The sequence below is a fragment of the Pseudomonadota bacterium genome (genome assembly GCA_018823285.1).
In the GTDB taxonomy this organism is placed as follows: domain Bacteria; phylum Desulfobacterota; class Desulfobulbia; order Desulfobulbales; family JAGXFP01; genus JAHJIQ01.
Genome location: JAHJIQ010000013.1, coordinates 70,747 through 96,730, shown reverse-complemented (window position 1 = coordinate 96,730; position 25,984 = coordinate 70,747). Strand labels below are relative to the sequence as shown.

The 25,984-nt window shown below is 53.6% G+C and carries 9 protein-coding genes; all 9 read left to right on the top strand.

What is annotated here, in order from left to right; genetic code table 11:
- Nucleotide 1: 1 nt before the first annotated feature.
- Nucleotides 2-1,765: a sigma 54-interacting transcriptional regulator gene (locus KKG35_03770; protein ID MBU1737233.1), complete on the top strand. Its 1,764-nt coding sequence runs from the start codon at nucleotides 2-4 to the stop codon at nucleotides 1,763-1,765.
- Nucleotides 1,766-2,729: 964 nt separating this feature from the next.
- On the top strand, nucleotides 2,730-4,049 hold the full coding sequence (locus KKG35_03765) for an NAD(P)-binding domain-containing protein (protein MBU1737232.1): 1,320 nt from the start codon (nucleotides 2,730-2,732) through the stop codon (nucleotides 4,047-4,049).
- Complete coding sequence (locus KKG35_03760) at nucleotides 4,036-6,138, top strand: ankyrin repeat domain-containing protein (protein MBU1737231.1); 2,103 nt, start codon at nucleotides 4,036-4,038, stop codon at nucleotides 6,136-6,138. The genes KKG35_03765 and KKG35_03760 overlap by 14 nt, the downstream gene beginning before the upstream one ends.
- 19 nt (nucleotides 6,139-6,157) lie before the next feature.
- Entirely contained in the window at nucleotides 6,158-7,990 is a 1,833-nt protein-coding gene (locus KKG35_03755) for a hypothetical protein (protein MBU1737230.1), read from the top strand.
- Between the two features lie 30 nt (nucleotides 7,991-8,020).
- Entirely contained in the window at nucleotides 8,021-9,883 is a 1,863-nt protein-coding gene (locus KKG35_03750) for a cytochrome c3 family protein (GenBank protein MBU1737229.1), read from the top strand.
- 47 nt (nucleotides 9,884-9,930) lie between these two features.
- On the top strand, nucleotides 9,931-12,132 hold the full coding sequence (locus tag KKG35_03745; GenBank protein MBU1737228.1) for a cytochrome c3 family protein: 2,202 nt from the start codon (nucleotides 9,931-9,933) through the stop codon (nucleotides 12,130-12,132).
- Nucleotides 12,116-12,589, top strand: coding sequence for a hypothetical protein (locus KKG35_03740; GenBank protein MBU1737227.1), 474 nt, complete (start codon nucleotides 12,116-12,118; stop codon nucleotides 12,587-12,589). The genes KKG35_03745 and KKG35_03740 overlap by 17 nt, the downstream gene beginning before the upstream one ends.
- A 204-nt stretch (nucleotides 12,590-12,793) precedes the next feature.
- Nucleotides 12,794-15,997, top strand: a complete 3,204-nt coding sequence (locus KKG35_03735) for an SPOR domain-containing protein (GenBank protein MBU1737226.1) — start codon at nucleotides 12,794-12,796, stop codon at nucleotides 15,995-15,997.
- Nucleotides 15,998-16,799: 802 nt separating this feature from the next.
- The gene (locus KKG35_03730) at nucleotides 16,800-25,895 is read left to right on the top strand and encodes a hypothetical protein (GenBank protein MBU1737225.1); all 9,096 of its coding nucleotides are present in this window, start codon (nucleotides 16,800-16,802) and stop codon (nucleotides 25,893-25,895) included.
- Nucleotides 25,896-25,984 lie beyond the last annotated feature (89 nt).

The window sequence follows — 25,984 nt, the reverse complement described above, 5'->3', positions numbered from 1 at the left end:
GATGAAAGAACAAATAAAACCACACAGAATTCTGATTGTTGATGACACGCCTGTGAACCTTGACGTTCTGCGGGTGATCCTTACCGGACAGGGCTACCAGGTGACTTCCGCCGCCAATGGCATCGCCTCTCTTGAATCAGTTCGCTCGGATCCCCCCGATCTCATCCTGCTCGATATCATGATGCCGGAAATGAGCGGCTATGAAGTGTGTCGCATCCTGAAATCCGATGAACGAACCTCCCGGATCCCGGTTATTTTTATCAGTGCTTTATCGGAGATCAAGGATATCGTCATGGCCTTTGAGGCAGGGGGGGTTGACTATATTATCAAGCCCTTCAAGATGGAAGAGGTGCTGGCCAGGGTGAACACCCAACTGGAACTGCTTGAGGCTGTCCGTGAGAAGGAAGAGTCGCATCTTCTGCTGCAAACCATTTTTGACAGTATTGAGAACACCATTGTCACAGTTGATGATCAGCTGCAGATTATCAATACCAACAGGCCCTTGGACAAGATCTGTCCCGGGATGTCGGGAGATAGGGTGTCATTCCAGGAAAGGATCGGGAGAGGCACCGTTGCCTGTGTGCAGCCGTTGCTGCAGACGCTTGAAACCCGAAAACCGGTCAAAGAATACCGGGTCAAGTGTAATTGTGAAGGGGGAGCGGAAAGGACCCTGGTCCTGAACACTGCTCCGTTGATCAGAAAACAGAATGAGCTTGGCGGGGCGGTTCTCGTAATCAGGGATGTCACTCGCCTGGTAGAACTTGAAAACACCCTTCTGAGCAAGCACAGCTACCACAATATTATCGGCAAATCCGAGAAAATGCGGAAGATCTATGATCTTCTTGAACGGACTGCCGAGCTGGATGTCAATGTCCTCATCTGTGGCGCCAACGGTACGGGAAAGGAATTGATCGCCGATGCAATCCACTATGCCGGGAACCGATCCGCCCATCCTCTGATAAAAGTCAACTGTGCGGCCCTCTCTGAGAATCTTCTGGAAAGTGAACTTTTCGGACACGTTCGCGGTTCTTTTACCGGAGCGGTAAAGGACAGGGTCGGGCGGATCCAGGCGGCTGAGGGCGGCACCCTGTTTCTGGATGAAATTGGAGACACTTCTCCCCTTTTTCAAGCCAAACTGCTGCGTTTTCTTGAGCACAGGGAGTTTGAGGTGGTAGGGGATTCCGAGACCCGGAAGGCGGATGTAAGAGTTATTGCGGCCACCAATCAGGATTTATCAGCGAAGGTCGGAGAGAAGAGATTCCGCGAGGATCTCTTTTACCGGCTGAAAGGTCTCATGATCCAGCTGCCTCCCCTCAGAGAGCGGGTCGAGGACATTCCCCTGCTGGCCAGTCATTTCATAGGGGTATTCCGGGAGGCACTGAAAAAGAACATTGAAGGAATGGATGAAAATGTCCGGAAGATCTTTCTTGAATACCACTGGCCGGGCAATGTCCGCGAGCTGAAAAGTACATTGCATTATGCCTGTGCGCTCTGCGACGGTGAACTGATCCGGCAACAACATCTCCCGGAAGAATTGTTGTCGGAAAGCGCGACTCTCCGGCACTTTATGAAGCATGAGGATCCTCCGGGCTCCACCCGGGGCACCGGTCCCGAGAAAGAAACAATCTGTGCAACGCTTGAAAGCACGGACTGGAACAAGGCCAAAACGGCCAGGCTCCTCGGGATAAGTCGTGCGACACTGTATACCAAAATACTCAAGTATGGCATCGGGGAGAAGACCGGTGACGGTCCGCATGCCGAATAATCCTGCACCCCGGGTTGCAAGTCCTGCAGTCGCAATTCCATGAAGTCATGCTCTGCCCTCAGGAATCCATAAACTGAAGCACATACTGCCTAGTGTCACGTCAACTCTGAACCGTCACATCTTTCCCGTCGTTTTTCGCGCCTCCTGCGTTACGTGTTGGGTTACATAGCGCTGCTATGCAACCCAACACGTGCCTTGCCGGCACAAAAAATGCCGGAGAAATATTATGACATTTCATCCTTGACGCGACACTAGGATACCTCTGGTGCCCATATCGCAACATCAGATCCGGGCTGGTGTTTAGACACTTGTGGGTATACAGATGCGTCGAGTGCTCCTGTCGCTTGTCACTTCTGCACGCCTTCAGACCTTCCTGCAAATCTATAAGAGCCTGGTATGAAGAGCTTTATTTTATTCCGGGATTGTTGGCACGGATATTGATAATAGATAAACCGGTTAACCTTGGTCCGATTTGCAATGAGTCGTTTCTCCACATCAATGACTTTATGATTTTGCACCTGTTTTCTCGCAATTACTGGAAATAATTCTGATGCCTTAACATGCAGATAACCGATTGGCGATTTGACCGGTACAATGTGCCGTCACCGGGGTCCCCGCCAAAAGAGTATCGTTTCTCTTCCGCAAAATATCGCATAATCCCCTGATATCCAAGCAGCTTGAAGGCGCTGAACATTTGTTGTGTTTGCATCAGGGTTGTGTTAGAGATGTTGGGGTTTGTTGACAATTTAGAGTGATTTATTAGGATTTGACAAAAGATATTGTAAGCAAGCATGACCTGATTCTGCAGGAGATGGCCGCCATCATCTGTTGACTGGTTCGTGAGACCGGCGTTTTGTAAAGCTGACATGAGACTGCAAACAGGCTCGTGAGAGAACGGCTGGAGGCTTGCTGTTTTACCTTATGAATAAATTTGAAATTACAGGCGTTTGGCCCAGTTAATCCCATGTTTGTTTCAAAACTCACACTTGTAATCTATGCCTCGCCCTTGCTGGTGATTTTTCTGCTTTATGCAGGAGCCAAGCTCAGGAAGCACCGGAAGAGTCTTGCCGAACAGAAGGCCTCGATCGAAGCGGGTCTTACCGAGCCTTCCTCAATGTGGCCGGTGATTAATCACAACCGGTGCATTGGTTGCGGTTCATGCGCGGCCGCTTGCCCCGAGCAGAGGGCCCATGCTGTTCTGGGCATCATTAACGGTAAATCCCACCTGGTCGGTCCGGCCTATTGCATTGGTCATGGCGCCTGTGCGGTGGTATGTCCGCGGAACGCGATCACCCTTGTTTACGGCACCAGGAACCGGGGAGTTGATATTCCCAAAATTGACGAGAATCTCGAGTCAAACGTGCAGGGGCTTTTCATTGCCGGGGAGCTTGGCGGGATGGGGCTGATTCACCGGGCATTGGAAAAGGGGGTGGCGGCCATGAGGACGATCAGCAATCTTGATGGGATAGGTCAGGGGGACAGATATGATGTGGCCATCGTTGGTGCCGGTCCGGCAGGGTTTTCCGCAACTCTTTTTGCCAAGGAACATGGTCTGAAATATGTGACCATTGAACAGGAAGACGGTATTGGCGGCGCGGTCTACAAGTATCCAAAAGGGAAAATTGTGATGACCCGCCCAAGTTATCTTCCGGGAATTGGTGAATCGAAGTTTGTTGAGACCACCAAAGAGGAACTTCTGGAGTACTGGAATAGCGCCCGGGAGAAGACCGGAATTCAGATCAATTTCCGTGAAAGTGTCGAAAAGATAACCCCCCTGCAGGATGAGTTCGAGGTGAAAACCAACAGGGAAACGTATCGGACGAGAGCTGTTCTTCTGGCGATCGGCCGGGCCGGAACCCCGCGAAAACTTAATGTTTGCGGTGAAGATGACGGCAAGGTCGTGTACCGCCTGATCGATCCGGATGATCACCGGGGCAAGCATGTGCTGGTGGTGGGCGGCGGGGATAGCGCTTTGGAAGCGGCGACCAGCATCGCCGCCGTGTCCGGCACAACGGTGACTTTGTCCTACAGAAGTGATGCCTTCGGACGCGCCAAGGAGAAAAACAGAATCAAGGTTGAGGAAGCGGAAAAAGCCGGCCGTTTAAAGGTCCTGTTGAGCTCGAACGTCAAGGGCATCACTCCCCCCCACGTAACAATCGAAAAGGGTGGCGAGACAATGGAAATCCAAAATGAAGTGATCATTGTTTGCGCCGGAGGCATTCTGCCCACCGGGTTTTTAAAGGAAATCGGGATTACGATCGAGACCAAGTATGGGACCCCGTAAGCGCCTGGCGCTAATCAATATTGCGGTTGCGCTGATTGTTCTTTGCGGTTTTTCCAGTTCTGATGGGGTGGCGACTTCTCGTGCCGCAGACTCGGGTGTTGAAGAAAAGATTGATCCGAGAATGCTTGAGGTGAAGGCTGCCGCCCGGATCAGGGATTATGAAAAAATGTTTCTCCTGCTGAAACCGATGTCCATTGAAGGTGATCCCGAGGCGATGTACCAGCTGAGCGGTCTTTACCGGACGGGGAAGGGTGTGGAAAAGGATGTTTATCTTGCCTATCAGTGGATGAAAAAATCGGCCGACAAGGGCCACAAAAATGCCATCGCCGGACTTGAGGCAATGGTTAAAAAAGGGTGGGATACGCCGCGACCTGACAGTGGAGCAGCCCCGGGAAAAGATGAACGGGCCTGGTACTTTGCCGAAAGCGACCGCAAAAAAGCGGATCAGGACGAAGGCGGGGACCTCAATCTCTGGCAGGATGGCAGATTGGCCGAGGATGCTTTTCGGTGGGCGGCCCGGAAAGGCCAGCTTGAAAAAGTACGGCAGTATGTTGAGGCGGGGATTGATGTAAATGATGTGGGGGACAACGGGCGGACCGCGCTCATGGAAGCGGCGAGTTTTGCCCATGCCGAAGTTGTTCTATACCTTCTGCAGAAAGAGGCGCGCCACGATATGCGAGACCGGTATGGCAATGATGCTTTGCTGGCTCTGATCCATGGCGGTAAAGCCGAGAAACTTGCAGAAACATTGACTCATCTAATAAATTATGGCGCCGATCCGGAAAGTCTCGATGCCAACGGCAATACCCCGCTGCTGGTCGCTACCGGTAAAGGGTTGGATGATGCGGTGAAAATTCTGTTGGCCCGCAAAGTCGCGATCCATACCAGGGATGAAAAGGGCAGGACCGCCGTGCAGCTTGCCGAGATGCGGGGGCATCAAGGGGTCGTTCGTCTTTTGTTGCGACATGGCGCCGTTCTTGAGAAAAAAGCTGAAGACCGCCACAGGTCGCCGGTTATTCTGGCCGAAGATCTGCAGACTCCGCCTGCCGTCAAAAAAATTGCCAGCAAGGACATTCTCCCCACCAAGGGTTGGTCTACCCTGATGGTTGTCTGCTGGCGCGGGAATATCAAGGTTGTTGAGGCTCTGTTGGCTCAAGGAGTCGAGCTTGACTGGCAGGATGAGGAGGGGCATACGGCGCTGAGTCGGGCCGCCTGGCAGGGGCATGACAAGATCGTGGCTCTTTTACTTTCCGCCGGGGCAAAAACCGAGATCAAACAACGAAACGGGATGACGGCTTTGTCTTGGGCCGCGCAGGAAGGGGCGCTGGCGACTGTCCGGCTCCTGATCCAATACGGAGCGGTGGTTAATCTGCGGCATGAAGACGGGAACTCGCCGCTGTTCGCGGCTGTTGCGGGAAAACATCCGCAAACAGCGGCTGCATTGCTTGCTGCCGGGGCCAAGGCCAATATCAAGAACAAGGATGGTTTGACGCCATTGTTGCTTGCCGTACGCGAAGGGCAGGCAGAAACTGTTCAAGCGCTCTTGCAGTCCGGCGCCGATGTCAATACCTCTGGTCCCGGAGAGCAGACAGCTCTCTGGTTTGCCGCAGAAAATGGCAATTCGGAAATCATCAAAATGCTGGTCACCGGAAAAGCCGATGTCGATCTGGCCGATATTGATGGCCAGACTCCGCTGTTTATGGCGGCCGCTGAGGGCTGGAGCGATGTTGTTCAGGAATTGTTGCGTGCCGGGGCATCGGTGAGCAAAGCGAGCAAACTTGGAAATACGCCGCTGATGGCGGCTGCCATGAACGGGCATCACCAGGTGGTTAAGCTGCTGGTCGGAGAATATCCTGATGTTGACCTGAAAAATCTGCATGGTGATACCGCTTTGATGCTCGCGGTGGCGGCCGGGCATGTTGCAACGGCAGAGGCCCTTCTTGCGGCCGGGGCAGGGCCTTACAAAAAGAATATGAAGAAGGAGTCGGCCCGGCAGCTGGCGGAGGGGAACAAGGAGATGCTTGCCGTTATTGAAAAGCATGGAGTAGGCAGTACGCTGCGTAAAGTCTTCAGTTTGCCGGCAAAATAGATGCAGGGTGGAGAGAGCTATGCAAAGACAGAACAAACAGCCCGCGGGAAAAGAAAAAATTTCACCGACTAAAGTGGGTTCTGGCAAATCCGGAGAGCATCTTCCCAGGGCCTCGGCGGCGAAGTCCGGAGCCAAAAAGAAGCTGGTCGTCTCGCTCAACGACGCGAATCTTTCCCGCTTGCTGATGCATGATGACGTCGATCTTCTTGAGCGTACGCAAGCCGAGGACAGAGAGAATTTCGCAGAACTGCTTGATGGCGCATTTTCCGACCAGAGCCACTCAGACCCTGCCCAACCCGGCATAAAAAAACAAGGAAAAATACAAAAGGTCAGGCGCTCTCCCCGGGGGCTCCTGCGAGCCGATCAGCCTTTGCTTCCGGAAGACCCGGCAACACCCCCGGCTGATCAGTCCTCAAGCTGGGCCGATCAAACCATCAGCTGGGCTGATCAGACCCTGAGTGTTGCCGCTGCCATGTTCCGGCCGGCAAAAGTGAAAACAAAAAACCGAACCGGGCAGACAGGGATTCCCAAGGCTCGGGGAACGGGTCGGGTGAGACCCCCTGAAAACCTGGGCGACCAGACTTTGATTCTGGCCGACCAGACTTTGAGAATAGTCACTTCTGCGCTCCGGCCGGCAAAAGAGAAGAAATCAGGCCACAGGGGGAATGGCGAACCTGGGAGGCGAACCGATCCGCCCGGGAACCGGGAAGGGGTTGAGAGAAGTCAGGTAAAGCGGGTCAAGAGTCAGCAGGGTGAGCGATCAGAAAGTCGGGTTGAGCGATCTGCAGACCAGGCCAATCAGACCACCAGCTGGGCCGATAAGACCATGAAAGTGGCTGCTTCCATGTTCCGTCCGGCAAAAGGGAAGGCGAAGGATCCCGCCGATCAGACTCTGGGGGTGGTAGCTTCCATCTTCAGGCCGGTAAAAGAGGTCAAACTTGACGCAAATGAGGACCTTTATTTTGGCAGGAAAGGGCGGGTTAATATCGATTATTCCGTTATGCAGGCGGCGGCCACTACCAAGTATTCACTGCTTGCTTTCTTTTTCTGCGTGGGGGTTGTCTTAGGTCTGGGCTGGCTGGTGCGGGGTGAGGAACTGTTAAGTGCGGAAAGCGGTCTGGGATATATTTTTGGCATTATCGGCGGGACCATGATGCTGGTGCTGGTTTTCTATCCATTGCGCAAAAAAAACTCCCGCCTGAAATTTCTCGGCCCGGTTAAGTTCTGGTTCTACCTCCATATGATCTTCGGCACACTGGGGCCGGCCTTTGTTCTTTTTCATGCGAATTTCAGCGTCGGTTCCTTCAATAGTCAGGTTGCTCTGACTTTTACCATGCTGGTGGCAGCGAGCGGGTTTTTTCATATGTATATCTACACCAGGGTTCATTACCGGTTGCACGGAAAGAAGATCACCTTGCAGGAGCTGCAGAAAAAAACCGAGGTGAACCGTTCCAGCCTGAACCATATATTCACATATGCGCCGAAACTCAAACAGCGGTTGCACCAATTTGAAGAAGAGGTTCTTGCCCCGCCCCATAGCGTGCTGGAGAGCATCCTCCGGGTCCTGACCATCGGTCTCAGGACCAGATTGAATTACCTGATTATCATCAGGGGGTTGAAGCGCGGTCTGAAAATAGTATTTGAAAGGGCCGGGTGGCCGGAAAGCGAGATGGAGGGGCAGCATCAATCCAATATGAAAATTGTCAGGGATCATATGAAGGCCATTCTCAAAATCGTTGAGCTTTCCTTTTATGAAAGGCTGTTTGCCCAGTGGTACCTGTTTCATGGCCCGTTGTTTTTTATGCTGATTTTTGTGGCAATCATCCATGTGATTGCTGTGCACATGTACTGATTCGAAATGTTGGCTATTGTAATGAACGCTATGATGAATCAAGTAAAGATCGCTGTTCGCAGTGCTGTTTTTTTATGGCTGGTTTTCCTTGCGTGTTGCGGGAGCGCCTATGGAAATGAGGGGCAGGTGACCGCAGGTGAATCAGCGGAGCCGTCTGCCAGGGAGACCATTGAAAAGGTAGTGATGCCGGGGGAGGTTATTGAAGGGCACGCTAAATATGAACTGGTCTGTAAAAGCTGTCATCTGGCGTTTAAAAAAGGTTCCCAGGCCGGACTCTGTCTGGACTGCCATAAGAAAGTTGCCGAGGATGTGAAACAGGGCAAAGGATTTCACGGGATCAGTAAAACGGTGAAGGATGTCGAGTGCAGGAAATGCCACTCCGAGCATCTGGGCAGGACGGCCGATATCGTCAGATTGAACCGGGATATGTTTGATCACCGGGAGACGGATTTTCCAATCAGGGAAAATCATCAGACCTTGAATTGTGTGCGATGCCATAAGCCTGAGCCAAAGGTTAAATATCGTGATGCGCCGAGCGAGTGCATCGAGTGCCACAAAGAGGACGAGCCTCATCGCGGCAGGCTTGGCAAGAAATGCGGCGATTGTCACCGGGAAGCGACCTGGAAGAAGTATGTCTACGACCATAACAAGACTAAGTTCCCGTTACTGGGCAAGCACGAAAAGGTATCCTGCGCCCTTTGTCATCCCCGCCAGATCTGGGAGAAGATCCCGATGGACTGTTATTCCTGCCATCGGATCAACGATGTGCATGGAAAAAGGTATGGTACCCAATGCGATAAATGTCATACCCCCGTGGAATGGAAGAAGCCGAAGTATGACCATAACAGTAAGGAATCGAAGTTTCATCTGACCGGAAAGCATGAAAAGCTTAAATGCGATCAGTGTCACAAGGAAGGACCGCTGATCCGGGATGAGAAGGACAAATTGGGACATGAATGTGTCCGGTGCCATAAGCTTGATGACCCCCATAAGGGCAAATTTGACACGAAATGTGATAAATGCCATAGCCCCAAAGGTTGGCTGGAGAAGATTATTTATGATCACAACCGCAAAGACTCAAAGTTTCCTCTGAAGGACAAGCACAAGGAACTCAAATGCAATAAATGCCACATCCGGCCGGTTGCCGAACAGAAACCGGGGACCCTCTGTTACGATTGCCACCTGCTTGACGACAGTCATCATCTTGTTTTCGGAAATAAATGCGAGACTTGCCATGCGCCGACCGAGTGGAAGAAGCACAAGTATGATCACAATAAAAAGGAATCGAAGTTTTTATTGAAAGAAAAACATGAAAAACTCAAATGCAGCCAATGCCACACCACGCCGGTCACCAAGGAGCAGAAACCGTCGATTGCCTGCTTTGACTGCCACCGGGACCACGATGTCCACAAGGGGAAGCTCGAGAAATATTGCGACAAGTGTCACACCCCGAAAGGGTGGCGGGTCGATGTGTTTTTTGATCACGACCTGACAAGCTTTCCGCTCATCGGCATGCACGGGGTTGCCACCTGCGAGAATTGTCATCCTGATAATGTGTATATCACCGACAAGAGAAAAACCTGTTTCGACTGCCATAAGGAAGATGATCGCCACAAGCAGCATCTTGGGAAAAACTGCCGGCAATGTCATAACCCCAATGGCTGGGAACTCTGGAATTTTGAACATGACAGGAAAAAATTTGAACTGATCGGCGCGCACCAGGGGCTCGACTGTATGTTGTGCCACATCAAGGCGGTGGAAAAAGAGATCAAACAGGACACCTCATGTTACAGCTGCCACCAGATCGATGACCCGCACCGTGGGGGGTTCGGGTTGATCTGCGAAAGGTGCCATACACCGGTTTCGTTCAAGGACATTAAAATACAGAGATGATGCCGCAGGTTCTGTTGGTCTGATAATGAAGGGGAAGGGAAATGATAATGAAATGGTCGTTCGGCAGGGGCGTATTGCACGCTCTGGCTCTCCTGGTGTTTGTGCTTGCTGTTTTTGCTTCCAACGTCGGGGCGGAGCAGGTTGAGTTTGAATTCGATCATCTTGCGACCGGGTTTGATCTTTCCGGCGCCCACGCCAGGCTAAAGTGCGAACAATGTCATGTGCGGGGCGTTCTGTCGGGGACGCCGAAGCTCTGCAATCAATGCCACAGTCTCGGCAGTGAGGTGTCCGCTTCAACCAAGTCGCCCTACCACCTCCCGACCGAGGCACAGTGCGGGGAATGTCACACCGATGTGAGCTGGTTTGTCGGCGTCGATTTCAGCCATTCGGCTGATGTGGTCGGGCGTTGCATGTTGTGCCATAACGGGGTGAGGCTCCCCGGCAAGAACGCCGGACATCTTCCCACCACTAATCACTGTGAAGGCTGCCATTCGCCGCAATCCACATGGGATCATGTCCTAAAGGTCGATCACGCCGAGCTGAACAGCTCGGTCTGCCTGAATTGCCATAACGGGGTTAAGCCGCAAACCCATCCCAACACCACTAATTTATGCGACTCCTGCCACCTGACCACTGCCTGGCTGCCACTCAGCAGGCTTGACCACGACGAGCTGATCAATCCCTCCTGTGTCTCGTGTCACGATGGGGTGAATGAGCGAGGCAAGGAAGCCGGTCACCTGGTGACAAGCGGTGAATGTTCCGGCTGCCATTCAACGGTCGCCTGGGTTCCGGCCAATCTGGTGTATCACACTTTTGTGCTCGCCTGCTTTGATTGTCATAACAACATTGATGAAATCGGCAAGGGGGTGTCGCATCCCGTGACCGGCAATACGTGTGAAGATTGCCATTATGTCTCCACCTGGACAGCGATCACCCCGGACGCGCCGCTCCAGAGTTCTCTTGCCATGAAAGCGGTTGCAGCCGCAGCCCCGCCCGTGATCAGCGCTTCCTTGAGATCCGTGGCGACAATGGCGGTTGCTGCAGGTTCAAGCCCCCTCGCCATTCAATCGGCAACCACCGTTGATCATCTTGATGTTTCAGGGACGTGTGCCGACTGTCATGGCCGCGGGGACGCTAAAGGGAGACCGGTATCCCACCTCGGGAGTACCGACAAATGTGACAGCTGTCATATAACTTCAGCCTGGAAACCGGCGGTTGTCGATCACCAGGAAACCGATGGTGAATGTATTTCGTGTCATGATGGAGCAAAAGCTCAGGGCATGGGGAGTAATCACCCCGACCGCAATGATTCCTGTGGCTTATGTCATGCGACTTCCGCCTGGACACCTGCCGGGGAGGTTGCACCGGCCCTTGCCACTGATAGCAGGGTGGCGCTGGCGGCCTTTGATCATTCGCGGATCTCCGGGACCTGCATTGCCTGCCATAACGGGATTGCGGCACCAGGCAAAAACGCTACCCATCTTCGAGCAACGAATGTTTGTGATTCCTGCCATTCCGACAACACCTGGAAACCGGCAGTGACGGTTGACCATTTCGAAGTGTCCGGCGCCTGCGTCGGTTGCCATAACAGCGGAGGTGCGGCGTCCGCCAAGACACCCGCCCATCTCCGCAGTACGGACAACTGTGACAGCTGCCACAATACTCAAACCTGGACCACGGTGACCGTTGTTGATCATCTGGAGGTCAACGGGAGTTGTGCAAACTGCCATAACGGAATCAATGCCGGGGGAAGGTCTCCGACCCATATCAGAACCGGCGGCGAGTGCGATAACTGCCATGTCACGAATGCCTGGAAACCGGCGGTCATGGACCATATGTCGATTTCCGATCCGTGCTTCAATTGCCACAATGCAGCGATGGCCGGAGGTAAACCGTCGGCCCATATTCCCAGCACAAATCATTGCGACGGCTGCCATACCACGAATGCCTGGATCCCGGCCCGCACGGACCACGATGAATTGGCGGGGGCGCCTTCTTGTGCCACCTGCCATAGTGCGGTCATGCCTCACTATTCAGGTGACTGTCGGCAGTGCCATTCAGCTTCCCCGGCAACCTGGAGAGTCAACCGTTACTCACATAACGGCGGCAATCATCCCGACAGCACATGCAGCAGCTGTCACCTCGGCAACAGCAGTCAAACGTTGCCGGTCACCGGGCAGCCTTGTGTGGGGTGCCATGCGCCTGCGGACCATCCGGAGGGAGACGATGATCATGATGACCATCACTGAAAGTAAAGCACATGCCGTTCTGATCGCCGCGTTTCTCTGGCTGGCAATCGGCACCCAATTCGCGCAGGCCCAGACCAGCAGAAACGAAGTCCTGGATGAGGTGGTCATTGTCGACAGGTCGGAATGTGCCGTGATCCGGGTGAAGTTTAATCTGCCGGTGAAATACAAAAATCATTTTCCGGAAACTGCGGGCAAAGAACTCCGGGTTTATCTCGCGCCGGTCGCGGTGACTGCAGAAGAGCGTCAGCAGGTGGTCCGCAGCGAATATTTTTCCCCGCCGGATTCGGATATCGTTGAGATTGCGGAAATCATTTATGAGGGCAGGGATGTGGTGGAACCGTATCTGACCCTCCTCTTCGCGCATCCAATGAAGTTTTCGGTGAAACAGGGAGATGATTTCAGGAGCGTGATCATCTCCGTGTACCTGCCCGAGGCAAAAAACGGATGTATGCCATAGCATCCGAATGACCATGAGCACCCAGAACCTTTGAGATCTTGATGAATCCGTAAAAAGCCGTATACGTCCAGATCGGAAAACGATAAATCAACGAGTTATATGACATTGCCCGTTCGTCTCGTAGTTTTTTACGAGACCGACAAATCTTAAACCTGATCGGTCGAGCCTGTGAGGTTGCGGCTCAGACCGGCGAGGACCGGAAAAATGAAGATATTACGTTGCCTGAAAATGATTGTCTGTCTGATCACGGCCTTGGCTCTCAGTTTTTCACTGAACCTTGAAGCCGCAGAAAGATCCATCGATACCGTTGACCTTGCAGACCTTCCCGATGCTCAGGAAGTCCGGGTCGATTTCAACCGGCCTCTCCAGTATCTGTCGCACTCGCCACTGAACAGCTCCCGGATTGTACAGGTCAGATTCAGGCCGGTTGACCGGGAGATCGAAAGTTCCCGGGAAGTTGAGGAATTCAACTGGCAGGCAACCGATAACAGTCCTTTGCAGGAAATGGTTCTCGAAAAAGATGAGGTTTCGGAGTTGAAGCTGACCCTGCGCTTTTCAAGAAAAGTGGATTTTGAGGTGAAAAGTGGTGACGACTTGAGGCGTTTTGCCGTCAGAGTCTTTAAGCCGGTGGCTGAATATTCTGAAAAAGTTGCGACAACCGCTGCGGCGCCGATTATGCCCGGCGCCGGAGCAGTCGGAGGAGTGGCAGGGGTGAATCTCGATTACCCCTATACCATAACCCTGAAAACGTCTGAAAAACCTTTTGGGAAGATTTCAATTGCCGCGACACCTGAACTGGAAAAATATCGGGTCTATGCCACGGAATTGGAGAAAAAAGGGAAAACCGTCTATCGAATCCGGGTCGGTTTTTTCCCTGATCAGGAATCGGCCGAAGCGATTGTCGGGAGCATCCGTAAAGTGTTTGCGACCGCCTGGATCTCGAAGGTTTCGAAAAGAGAAAGGCTGCAGTCCCACAACGGTATCATTGAACTGCAATACCCGAAATCCGCTGCGGGCTCCGGGGAGGTTGAGACCACCGGAAAGCAGGGATTGCCGGAGACTTCCGGCGCGTCGTTTTTCGGCGGGATTGATCTCCGTCACCCCTATGCCATCAATCTGGAATCAGCGGACGAATATCGCCGGTTTGCCCTCACCATTGAATCCGATCCGGCAGATTCCAAGGTTGCCGACAAGACCGAGGAGATCCTGGGCCCCCGGTGGACTGTGAAATTACGCCGCAAAGTCCATTATGACACGGTCGGCACCGGTTCCGAGCGGAGGGTCGTCGTCCGGGTCAGACCCGGGGATGAGGAGGACCTGCAGCGAAGCCTTACCGAACAGCAGATGGTGGATGAAATTGTCAGGAAGTTGCAATTGAAACCCGGGGTTTTTCAAAACTACCGTCTCTATACATCTAAAATTAAGACCGATGACGGCAAAGTGTGGAACCGTCTCCGGTTGGGCTTTTTCCCGTCACGCGAGGAGGCGGAGGAAGTTCTGGGCATGCTGAAGAAGAACTTTCCCGATGCCTGGGTTGCCAAGGTTTCCGAGGAAGAGAGGGCGGGCTCGGAGCGTCGTTCGATTGGCACCGCTTCCATGCGGATCACTCCGTTTTTGACCGCGATGGAGCAGATGGACCAAAAAGAAGATCCGCTGCAGGCCCCAAAACTGATGCCTCCTCTATCGCAGCAGCGGGTGCTGACCCTGATGGATGAAGCTGAAAAAGAGATGACCGCCGGAAATTACCGCCGCTCCATTCAGATATATACGAGAATTCTGCAGGATCAGGATCAGCAGGAAAGAAAAAAAGCCCAGGAGCTTCTTGGTCTTGCCCGGGAAAGAAACGGGCAACTCGCCCATGCCAAGGCGGAGTATGAGAAATTCATCCAGATGTATCCGGAGGGCGAGGACACCGAGCGAGTGAAGCAGCGTCTGGTAGGGCTTCTTACGGCGCGCGCCACGCCTCCCAAAGTGGAAATGAAAAAACAATCCTCCCGGGACAGGATGGAGGTGTTCGGCAGTCTGTCGCAATATTACTATTATGATGAACTGAACCCCGAAACGGGTGTGAAAACCGTGACCCGGTCATCACTTTCCAGTGATCTGGTCTTTAACGTCAGAAAGAGGGCGGCGAACATTGAGTCGCGGACCCTTTTTGTCGGCGGTTATGAAGCCGATGGAACTTCCGGGGACAATATTACCAGGATCAATACCTTTTATATCGACGCGGATAACAAAAGAACGGTTTCCGGCAGATTCGGCAGGCAGTCAAGAAGCACCGGCGGGGTCCTTGGCCGTTTTGACGGAGGGCTTTTAACGTATAAGTTCGCTTCAAAGATGAAGGCGAACCTTGTGGGAGGCTTTCCCGTTGCCTCCGACAGTCTTGATCAATTTGCAACGGACAAATATTTTTACGGTCTCAGTTTTGACATCGGGCCTTATGCCAACTACTGGAATCTCAGCACCTTTATTATCAATCAGGAGGATAATGGCTTTACCGAACGACAGGCGGCAGGTGGTGAAATCCGCTTTTTTCATCCCCGGGCATCGTTTTTCGCCCTGGCTGATTACGATCTCTATTTTGACGAATTAAATACCGCGCTCATTAACGGCAATATCAATCTGCCCAATAAGATCATCATCAACCTGGCGGCGGATTATCGCAACAGTCCGATCCTGTTGCCGAATAACGCCTTGAGTGCCTTTCTGGGCAGGAATCTGCTCCCCGATCCCGCAGACCTTACCCGGACCGTAACGGTGACAACCCTTGATGATCTGAGATTGTACCTGACCGAAGATGAGATTCGCGAGATTGCGAGAGCGGCAACCTACAAGACCAGTTCCTATATGCTGGGTCTTGTAAAGCCGGTCAGCAAAAAACTGCAGGTCGGTCTGGATGCGACTGCGACAAAAATTTACGCCTCCGACGATTTTTCGACCTCCATGGCCGAACTGGTTCCTGGAGACAACTCAACCACCCCTGTGACCCCACCCTCCGCACTCACTATCAATACAGCAACCATCCAGGAGGAAAAACCTTTTGAATATGCGTACACTCTGCAGTTCATCGGCAGCAGCCTGGTAAAGGAGGGTGATATCGCCATTCTTTCAGGCACCTATCACGACCGGAATGAGCAGGAAGTGTATACCGTCAATGTCAATACCCGCTACCCCATAAGCCGTTACTGGCGCCTCAACCCCAGAATAAGCGCTTCCTATATCAAAATAAGGGGGCTGGAGAGCAGCCAATTCAGAACCAGGCCGCTGTTAAGGATGGATTACCGGCTCCGGAAACCAAGAATCCATTTCACCATTGAAGCCGGAGGAGAATGGAATGATTTCGATCCGGACGGCTCAACGAACACGACGAACTATTTCGGTTCTCTGGGCTATCGCTATGATTTTTAACCGGTGATCATGATGAAGCTCGGTGCACTTTTTCACTCCCGGGTTTTCACACCGGCGGATACGGTACTGGTGTCCTGTTTGGCAGATTCTATCCGTAGATAAGGGGGCGTGCAGACCAGCCATTCACCCTTCGACAGGCTCAGGGTGAACGGTATTTATCTCTCAAACAGTCTTTCCTTGCACCCTGAGCTTGTCGAAGGGTGGCCCAACTTGGCTTTCATGCCTGAGGTAGTGGATATGAACGCAGATATGTCGTGCCAACCACCATTCAGTATTTGAGACGATTCCCCAATCAGCACACCAGGCAGATTCTTTTTCCTGTTTCGATTCCACCGCATTCATCCAGACACTTATGACAAGACATGTCTGTATAGGTGGCACGCTCTTTTTACATGTCTACACCTCCGGCGACAACGGTGCTTTGCCTAACTGGCTGATATGATGCGTATTGTTTAAATCAGCAACCCTGGCACGATTTTTGGAAGCTTTGTTGCCGCAAAGATTGTTGGATTAATTGACATGTGTCTCTTAATGAAAAGCTGCACGATTCGATCAGGGCTCCCTTCGTCCCGGGAGTGACGCAACATGGCTGCATTATTGTTTCTGCAAAGGCGCTAAGCCAGGCGAAGACCTGGATCCGTTTCTGCACCGGCTCGGAGAACTTAGGGGTGTCTTCGGTTGACGGTTGTATTGAACCACTGCAACTGCAAGGTATTGATCGCCAAAAAAAATTACCACACGTGGACAAATGTGAAAAATTTTTTCTGGGGGAAATGATCAATGAATTTTTGGGGAAAGGAAAATGCTCAAGAGAACCTGTATTGTATTGACGGCCATGTTGTTTGCGCTGGCCGGATTGAACACTGCTCTGGCCTATTATACCGATACGCCTCATAATGAATCAAACGGCATCAGGTGCAACGATTGCCACGTGCATCCCGCCTATGATAATCATGTGCCGGGCAACATTGATGATACCGTCAACAATGTGATCTGTCTAGGGTGTCATGGCCCGGAAGGGACGGCGCCGCAACACACGCTTCATTCCGATCTGGAGATCAACGGCACAGAGACCTGGACGACCCAGTGTATTGATTGTCATGACCCCCATTTTCAGGACAATATCCGTTCCTGGGCAGGTATTGACCCGGATGCCTATCTGGCAACCGGAACGGTGGTCACCACCTTAGCCACAACCTCACCGGAAGCCAATTATCCGGCTGGGAAGACCACGATATCCTATTCCGGATTGTCCGCACTGCCTGACTGGTCAGATCCATCAACCTGGAACGCTAAAGGAGGTCATTCCGATAAAAGCAGTGCCGAGGATGACAGCCGCGGCCTGATACTCATGATCAACTATGAGAACCTCGGAGACACCTATGAAATCATCGCTGCCGATAACTCGACCATCACCCTGAAAGGCCGGCTGCCGACGTCAGACGGCCTGAATTTCGCCATTTTATACGGCCAATCACTGCGCAGCTATATGCTTGACGCCAATGGCAACGGCGAGAAATACATCAAGTCATTCAGCCCCCTGAACAGTACAGGAGCCGACCGCGGCTTTGTCGACAGCTCCACCTCGCAAACACCGTTCGGGATCTGTCAGGTCTGCCACCCACGAACAGTCCTCTACTGGAACAACGACAACTCCGGAAACGGTGCGACCGTTCACGGGCCCAATGCACCATGTATGGTCTGTCATCAGCATACAGCCGGTTTTGCTCCCGGGGCGGATCATGCAAATTTTCTGACCGGTGATGCCAACTGCGTTTCATGTCATACGAGCTTCGAGAAAGCCGAGGCGGGGCACCCAAGCTGCTACAGCTGCCATCCGGTGACCTCCCTGTTTATAAATAATGTAACCGTCAGGGCGGAGAGTGTGACCAATCATGGTGCGCTTGAAGCCTCCCCGGATCACTCGTTTGATGGCGCCGATCGCCTGATTGACGGCAGCGGCAGATATATCCGGGACCAGAACTTCACAAAGGTCACCTGCGTAATTTGTCACGTCGGCAAAGGAGCCAACTGGAAAGATCATGACTCCGACACTCACCCCATCGCAATAACCGCCACCACGGACAACAGTTGTGAAACCTGCCATGTATCGGTAACCGGGCCTTTCAACACCGTAAATGAAGTGCATTTCAACGGCGGAACCGCAGTGGCAAGTTGCACCTTGTGTCACAACCCCGCCGACGGAACATTGATCAGCCTGGCAGCAAACCACACCAGTCCTTCAAGTAACTGCAAAACCTGCCACGGGGGCGGTAAACACAATCCTGCTCCTGATCATCCCTCGGTTTATGAGGGCGGCCAGAACAATATTGTCGAACCCGCCGCGATTCAGGGCGGATGCAGTGCCGCGGCCTGTCATGGTGCTGCGCCGGATATTCCGGCTCGTCACCTGAATCGTAAAACAGTGACCTTCCCGCAGGGGATGACCTGCCAGAGTTGCCATACACCCGGCAGCAAGCTTGACGATGCAACGGTTGCCGCGGCAATTGCTGCCGGTGTCAGCACGGCTGCATCTCCCGAGCCCCCGGCCTGCGCCGACTGCCATGGCGCCCAGACCGAACCGCACGGGTATGTCGATCACGTGGCGCCGGGCTATAACGGGTATCCGCCGATCATGGTCGATGCCGAGTGCCTGCCCTGCCATGCAGCCTACAGCGACCCGGGGAGCGCGCATATCACGTCATGCGCCACCTGTCATGCGAAAGCGCCTGCCATGCGGACCAACCCGGATTTTACGCAGTTTGCCGGTTCGGCCACTTCCTGCAAGGATTGCCATACCCTCACCGGGGTTTCAAACCACGGTAATTCCGCAGCCACGGTCGGTTCGATTCACGACCTTTCTTCCGCCATCTGCCAGAGCTGTCATGACAACATGGCCAACGGCCTGGCGCAGTTGAATCTGCACCTGGGAGGCGGGAACAGCTGCTTGATCTGCCATAACGCCCCGAATACGGTAAACGGGACCAGCGCGACAAACGTTATTTATCGGGCGACCACCCTGATACTTGATCCGACCGATCCCTCGACTCCGCCGGACCCTTCCGACTTGAACGTGCCGGTAACCTGCGAGCAGTGCCATGCATTCAAGGGCGATTACCGGCTGCACGGGATGACGGTGTTCGATACCTACGACGCTCACAATAACACCGTCTATGAAGACAGCCCGAGCCCGGAACCGGCCACCATAAAGAACAAGTGCACAATCTGTCACGCGTCCTTCGGTGTTCCGAATCTGGTGATGGGCCATTTCGCCCTCTCTGCGACAACAACCTATGGTTTCGGGATGAGTTGCCAGAGCTGTCATAACTATGCAGGCGGCAAACTGACCGCTGATATCGATACGGTCATCGACGCCGGTGTCGCTTCATTGAGCACGCCGGCGTCCTGCGCCGATTGTCATGGGGTGCGTATCGACACGGTAACGGACCGACATCCGCCGACCCCGGAAAACGATCATCTGGACGTGGCCGGTAACGGTTATCCTCCGATCACACCTTCTCCGGAGTGTACGGTTTGCCACAACGCTACAATTTCCGAGACCCATCAGTATGACTGCAGGTCCTGCCATGATCTGAATTTGCAGGACCTTGCGGTAACACCCTATGACCTGACCCAATTTAAAGATTCCACAACCACCTGTACCGATTGCCATGATTCCGTTGCCTTCCCGGCCATCAGGAATCACGGCTTGATTGTGGGTGCTGTCGGGGCACGGCACAATATGTACTCAGTCGCCTGTCTGAGCTGTCACGACAATATTGATGACGGAACCGTGCAGCTTAATGGGCACATGGCGACCGGCGACTGTATGGTGTGTCATGGCGCTCCCGACACCGCCAATGGGACCAGCGCCATGGACACTATTGCTGCAGCAGTAGCTCCCGCCGATAATCTCAGCGTAGCGTGCGAGCAGTGCCATGAAGTGAAGGGGGATTATACACTCCACGGAATGAGCGGTGCTGATACAACCGATATTCACAATAACACCGCCTTCGATGCGACTCCCGCACTGACCTGCAGCAGCACTGACTGTCATAGCGCCATGGCGTCGGTTGCGACAGGGCATCTGGCCCTGGCCGCCACCACGACGTATTCAACGGGCATGAATTGTGGCAGTTGCCATTACTATAATCCCGTGGCCACAGTTGAGGTCAATGGGCTGCCCACTGATGTGCTTCTGGGAACGCTTGGAGAGGATAATATTGACGCAGCCATCAATAAAGGTAAAAGTTCAGCAGGCAACTCACTGGCTACTGTCTACTGTGCAGATTGTCATGGCGGTGTCCGTTCGGATGATCATCCGAATGTCGTGCATACTGTCGACGGGAGTGGCGGATATGCGCCAATCACCCCGAACGCCGAATGTACAAATTGCCACAACGGCGATATCGTAGTCGAGGTCCACGCCACCTGTGAGACCTGTCATACCGCCTCAATGACTGGATTAATCACCACCCCCTTGAATCTGGCCCAGTTTGCCGGGTCCACGACATCGTGTACCGACTGCCACAGCGGTGGAACTGTTCCGACCATCAGGAGGCACGGCATAACCGCCGCTGAGGTCGGGACCATTCATAATCTGTCCTCGATCACCTGCCTGGCCTGTCATGACACCATGACCTCCGGTCTGGCGCAGCTCAATGAGCACATGGTCTCCGGCGATTGCCTGAATTGTCATGCTGCCGTAGACACCGCAAACGGCACGAGTAGTGTCGCTGTTATCGAGACCGCTACCGCACCGAAACCAAATCTCCCGGTGACCTGCGAGCAATGTCATGCCGTGAAAGGTGATTACCGGCGGCACGGGCAAACGGTAGCCAACACTGCAGACATTCATAACAATACCGTCTTTGAAGACAGCCCGAGCCAGGAACCAGCCGCAATCGGCAACTGTGCAACCTGTCATCCCTCCTTTGCCGGGCCGAACCTGGTTGTCGGCCACTTCGCCATGTCTTCAACCACGACCTATGGTTCGGGGATGAACTGCCTGAGTTGTCATGATTATACTCAAGGTGTTCTGGCGGGGATGACCCGGGCGAGGGTGGACGCGGCAATCGCCGGAGGCATTGCCGCGAACCCTGCCTCCTGCGCGGATTGCCATACTCCCCGGACTGATCCTCACCCGACCACCCCGCCAAATGATCATCTGGGCGCTGCGAGTAAAGGGTATGCCCCGATTACCGCAAATGGCGAGTGCGTTACCTGTCATAGCGGAACGATCAGTCAGATCCATTCGTACGACTGTGCAAACTGTCATTACACGATCATCCCGTATCTCACCACCGTGCCGTTTGATCTGACCCGCTTTGCCGGTTCGACGACAACTTGTACCGAATGTCATAACCAGGCGGTTTTTCCGTCCATCAAGAGGCATGGCCTGACTGCAGCTTCGGTGGGAGCAAAGCATAATCTATCATCGGCAAACTGCCTGGGTTGCCACAGGGCTATGACCACCGGCGTGGCCCAGCTCAATACCCATATGACAACCGGAGACTGTCTGAAATGCCATGCCGCCGGTGACTCAGGGAGCGCCAGCGCCACTGCGGTTATCAATAGCGCCATTGCCCCGGCAAACAATCTTTCCGTAACCTGTGAAGGGTGTCATGTGGTGAAGGGGAGTTATCGGCTGCACGGTCTGACTGTTGCTGATACAACCGACGCCCATAATAATACCCATAATTTGGCCACAACTCCGTTAACCGAGGTGAATAATCCGAGTTTGGATTGTAAAAGTTGCCATGGCAGCTTTGTCAATACAGACTTGCACACCGTACATATCGCTTTGACCTCAACCACAACCTACACTGCAGGGATGGATTGCCTGAGCTGCCATAACTACAGCCAGGGGGCAAAACTGCCGGAGATGACACAAGCAAAGGTTGACGCCGCCATTAACGCCGGCGCAACGGATCAGAACCCCGTAGAGTGTGCCGGCTGCCACAGCCCGCTGGTCGCGGATCATGGCGGGCATCCTCAACCGGACACCTTTGTCAGGGAGAAAACGGAATGCACCTTCTGTCACGATCCGCAGAGCAACCGCAACTACATCACCAATCTCCATAACCGGAGAGCGGCCGCCAACAGTCTCGAAACCTGCGCGGTTTGTCATGTGAACGGCGGTGATGCACTGGTGGATTACAGCGCCTCCGGAGGTGTCATTATCCCGAATGACAATGTCAATTATGCGGCCCGCACCGGCGGAACCGGCGGTGATTGTCTGACCTGCCATAACGATAGCGGCGACGGCACAAACACGCCGTTCAACCAGACGGATGATTTCACAAACCTGATCACCGGCCAGGCCGCCGGTTCCACCTTCGGCAACTGGACTGAAGCGACCGATGTGAACGGCGCTGCCCAATGGATGATCTGGAGCGGGGCAAGCGACAGCGCCGGGACCGGGCCTGCGAACGGGAACGGAGAATATATCCTTCTTGAGAGTTCCCCGGCTTCGGCTGCCTGTACCGTCGATCCCCGCGGGACCTATATCGAGGCGGAAAATTATGAGAATACGATTGTCCCCGGGACGTATGACTGGTCGGTCGCTTCAAATGTTTCCGGCGCCAACAACGGCCGGTACCTGCGGACAACCACCGGCGGCACCTCTAATACTCCCCAGGGCGCGAGGACCGATTATACCGTGGTTATTCCTGCCGACGGCACTTATCAGATCAGTATGCGTCTGCAGGATGGTGACTGGAATAATACAAGCGGCGACTCCACCATGTGGGGGGTTGATAACACGCTGGTTGGAATCATCACCGAAACACCAGTAGGCGCCTGGACCTGGACCAGCAATCGACAAGCGGGCAGCAATCAGGTATTCCTCTCCGCCGGCACCCATACCATCAACCTCTGGCCGAGGGAGAAGGACCAGTTGACCGATGCGTTCATCATCTGGGACATTTCAAATGCCGCGCCGGTGAGTGAACGGAATACCAGCATCGCAATCCCTAACGGAATTACGGTAATTGACCCGACCAACTGCGGCGGCAGCGGCGACCTTGACGCAACGAACGGCAGTGACCTGCTGGCCGCCGGGACTGTCCAGTATCTGGTGAGCAATACCTTTGATGCCTCGCTCTATGATTCGCTGTCGATCAGCTTCAGCTACAACATGAATATTGCCGATAACGATGATGCGGTCCTCTCGGCTGCAGCATGGGACGGCACGACCTGGCGGTCGACGGACATCCATACCGGAAGCACGGGAGATGTCTGGCAGAGCACCGGCCCCATCGATTTCATCGGCTATGCTGATCCGGAAGTGTATACCAATGGTGACTTCAAGATCAGAATTCAATATCGGGTCGGCACCGGCGTCCTGTACCAGAATGATGTGGCCATTGACAATATCGTGATTTCCGGCGACCTGAAATCAGTCGGCGACGGCAGCAGATACCATCCGGCGATTATCCACAATACCATCACCGACGGCACCGGCTACTGCTCAACCACCTGTCATACGGAGCCCAACATCATTACCGGCACTCACAAGGTGGTCGGCGGGGTTGATTCCCCAGACTGTGGGAAATGCCATCAGAGTGCGGATGCAGCCGTTATTCAGGCAATATACGACGGTTCCGACAACGGGGCGATTCAGGCCTGTGTGGACTGCCACAGCGGTTACACCGGAAATTTTGCCGCTTCCCACACCGTGATCGGCGACACCCACCCAACAAGGGTGCTGTCTGAGGCGGTCTGTTCAACGGCATTCTGCCACCCCGGCAACGTGCAGACGCAGGTTCATGGCAACACCTGCGACCTCTGCCATGTCTATGTCGCTGCCAATAACGGCACTTTGCGGGGATCAGCTTTAAACCATATCGTCGGTACGCCAAGCGCCTGTTCCCAATGTCATATCGGGAGAGACAGCGACCATCGCGGTGAGCACGACAATGCCCTGTATGAAGACAACCCGACCCAGGAGAACACGGTCGCTTTTAATAATGTTTCCGGGCAGTGCGATTCCTGTCACTCCTTTATGGGATATAACGGCACGGGGTATGCCAATATCAGCACCGCCCATGTCGGGCTGGTGATTGCATCCAAGGATTTAACCGGTGGTGAAAACAACGAAGCTGCCGGCAGTGTGATGACCTGCGCCACCTGTCATCTGAGCGCGAATCAACTGGTTGTCGATGCCATTGCCAACGGCAGAAGTTCGACCGCTTCTCCAGATAATGCATCCTGTGCCGATTGTCACGGGGTCCGCGCTCTGCCCCATGGCGGTCATGATTCCACCCATTTCAGTTCCTACGGCAACTGCAACAGCTGCCATTTCGAAACTAACGTAACCGCCGGAATTCACGCCAATCAGTGTCTGCTTTGCCATGACAATCCTTTGGGCGGCGACGAAACCACCATCCGAGAGCCCGCCAACGGCAGTGTCGGTGATGCAAGAGAAGCTTCAAAGCTCGGTGATTGGCGCAATGCCACTTGTCTGACCTGTCATCCTTTGGCGGCAAACACCACGAGCATTATCGCCGCCCATCATGGGGACACCAGGAACAGCTACTATGTCAATGAACAATGTGCCGCATGCCATGTTGATGTCGATAATACGGTTCACACGCAACCAGTCTTTGACAATCCTCCGCCCGTGAATGTAGACCCATGCGTGAATTGTCATGCCGTGTTCAGCAATCTGTCAGCAGGGCATATCGGACGTACTGTAGTGAGTAATGATCTGGGCACCCCGGCAGGATCGGAGATTGATTGCATGACCTGTCATGGCAGCACTAATACGGTTGTGGTAAACGCCATTACGGCGGGCAGTACCGTCCCTGCAAAATGTGCAGCCTGTCATGGCCCGCGAATAGATCCCCACGGCGGCCATCCCGACACTGATTTTACCGGTTCCTCGGTATGCATCAGCTGTCATACGATACCCGCCGAAGGTATCACTGTGGGATTCCATGTATGTGCAGATTGTCATGTCGGCGGGAACGGTGCCGTCAAAATCGGCGATCCGGCCGGAGGAACCAACGGTGACGCCCGCCTTGGCGCGGCTCTTGCCGATTATCGAACTGCCAGCTGTCTGACCTGCCATGGGCCATATATGACAACCACTACTACCGAAGGAGCCGGCGGCAGCACAAGCGCAACAACCTATGGCGGCGCGCACCACAATAACGCTGCAGCACAGGCTGGCAATTGTGATGAGTGTCATGATGATCCGCGCGGCGGCCCCACCCTCGCCCCCCCTCCTAACTGGGAGCCTACTGCTGACTGGAAGAACACCTACACTGTAACCGGTCCGGCGACATTGCCGAAAAAACTGGTCTGTTCCCAGTGCCATACAAATGACGGCAATAGCAATGGACTGGAAATATATGAAAAGGCATATCAGTGGGCCGGGGTCGCTGAAAAATCCAAGATCAATTCGATCGCTACTGTGAAGACGGTCCACAAGCTGGACTCTTTGAGCAATTCGACCATAGTTGTAAAAAATTACGGTATCTGTCTCGGCTGCCATAACGAGGTGCAAAAGGGCCGACGGATCAATGTCTATCACGCCCGCCCGGTGGCAACGAACATGTGGGCCACCGGCAGTGATGGAAAAACTAGGGGGACCACTCAGATAGATAATCTGCAAAAAGCAGCAGGTATCAAAACATTGAATGTCTTTGCGGAAAAAGGTGAGTATCCAGCTATGAAAGGCGGCATCGGCGATTTAAATGACAAGTATGGCAAAATCTACAAAGAAGACGATAAACTTGCTGGTTACGTTAAAGGTTTAAGGGATCTGGTGGGCAATCCTGTACCAGCAAAAACTACTTATGTGACCATTCCATGCGGCTCATTTAACGACTGGGAAGGTCAGTGCGGCAAGATCGGATCGAGTACTTCTGTAAAGGTGCCGCACTTTGATTGACCTAAAAGAGCGCAGTTTTGCTCTGAACAGATACCCGAAGGGTGAAAAGGGGAGGTTGTTGTGAACATTGGAAATTGTTTTTTTCGGGC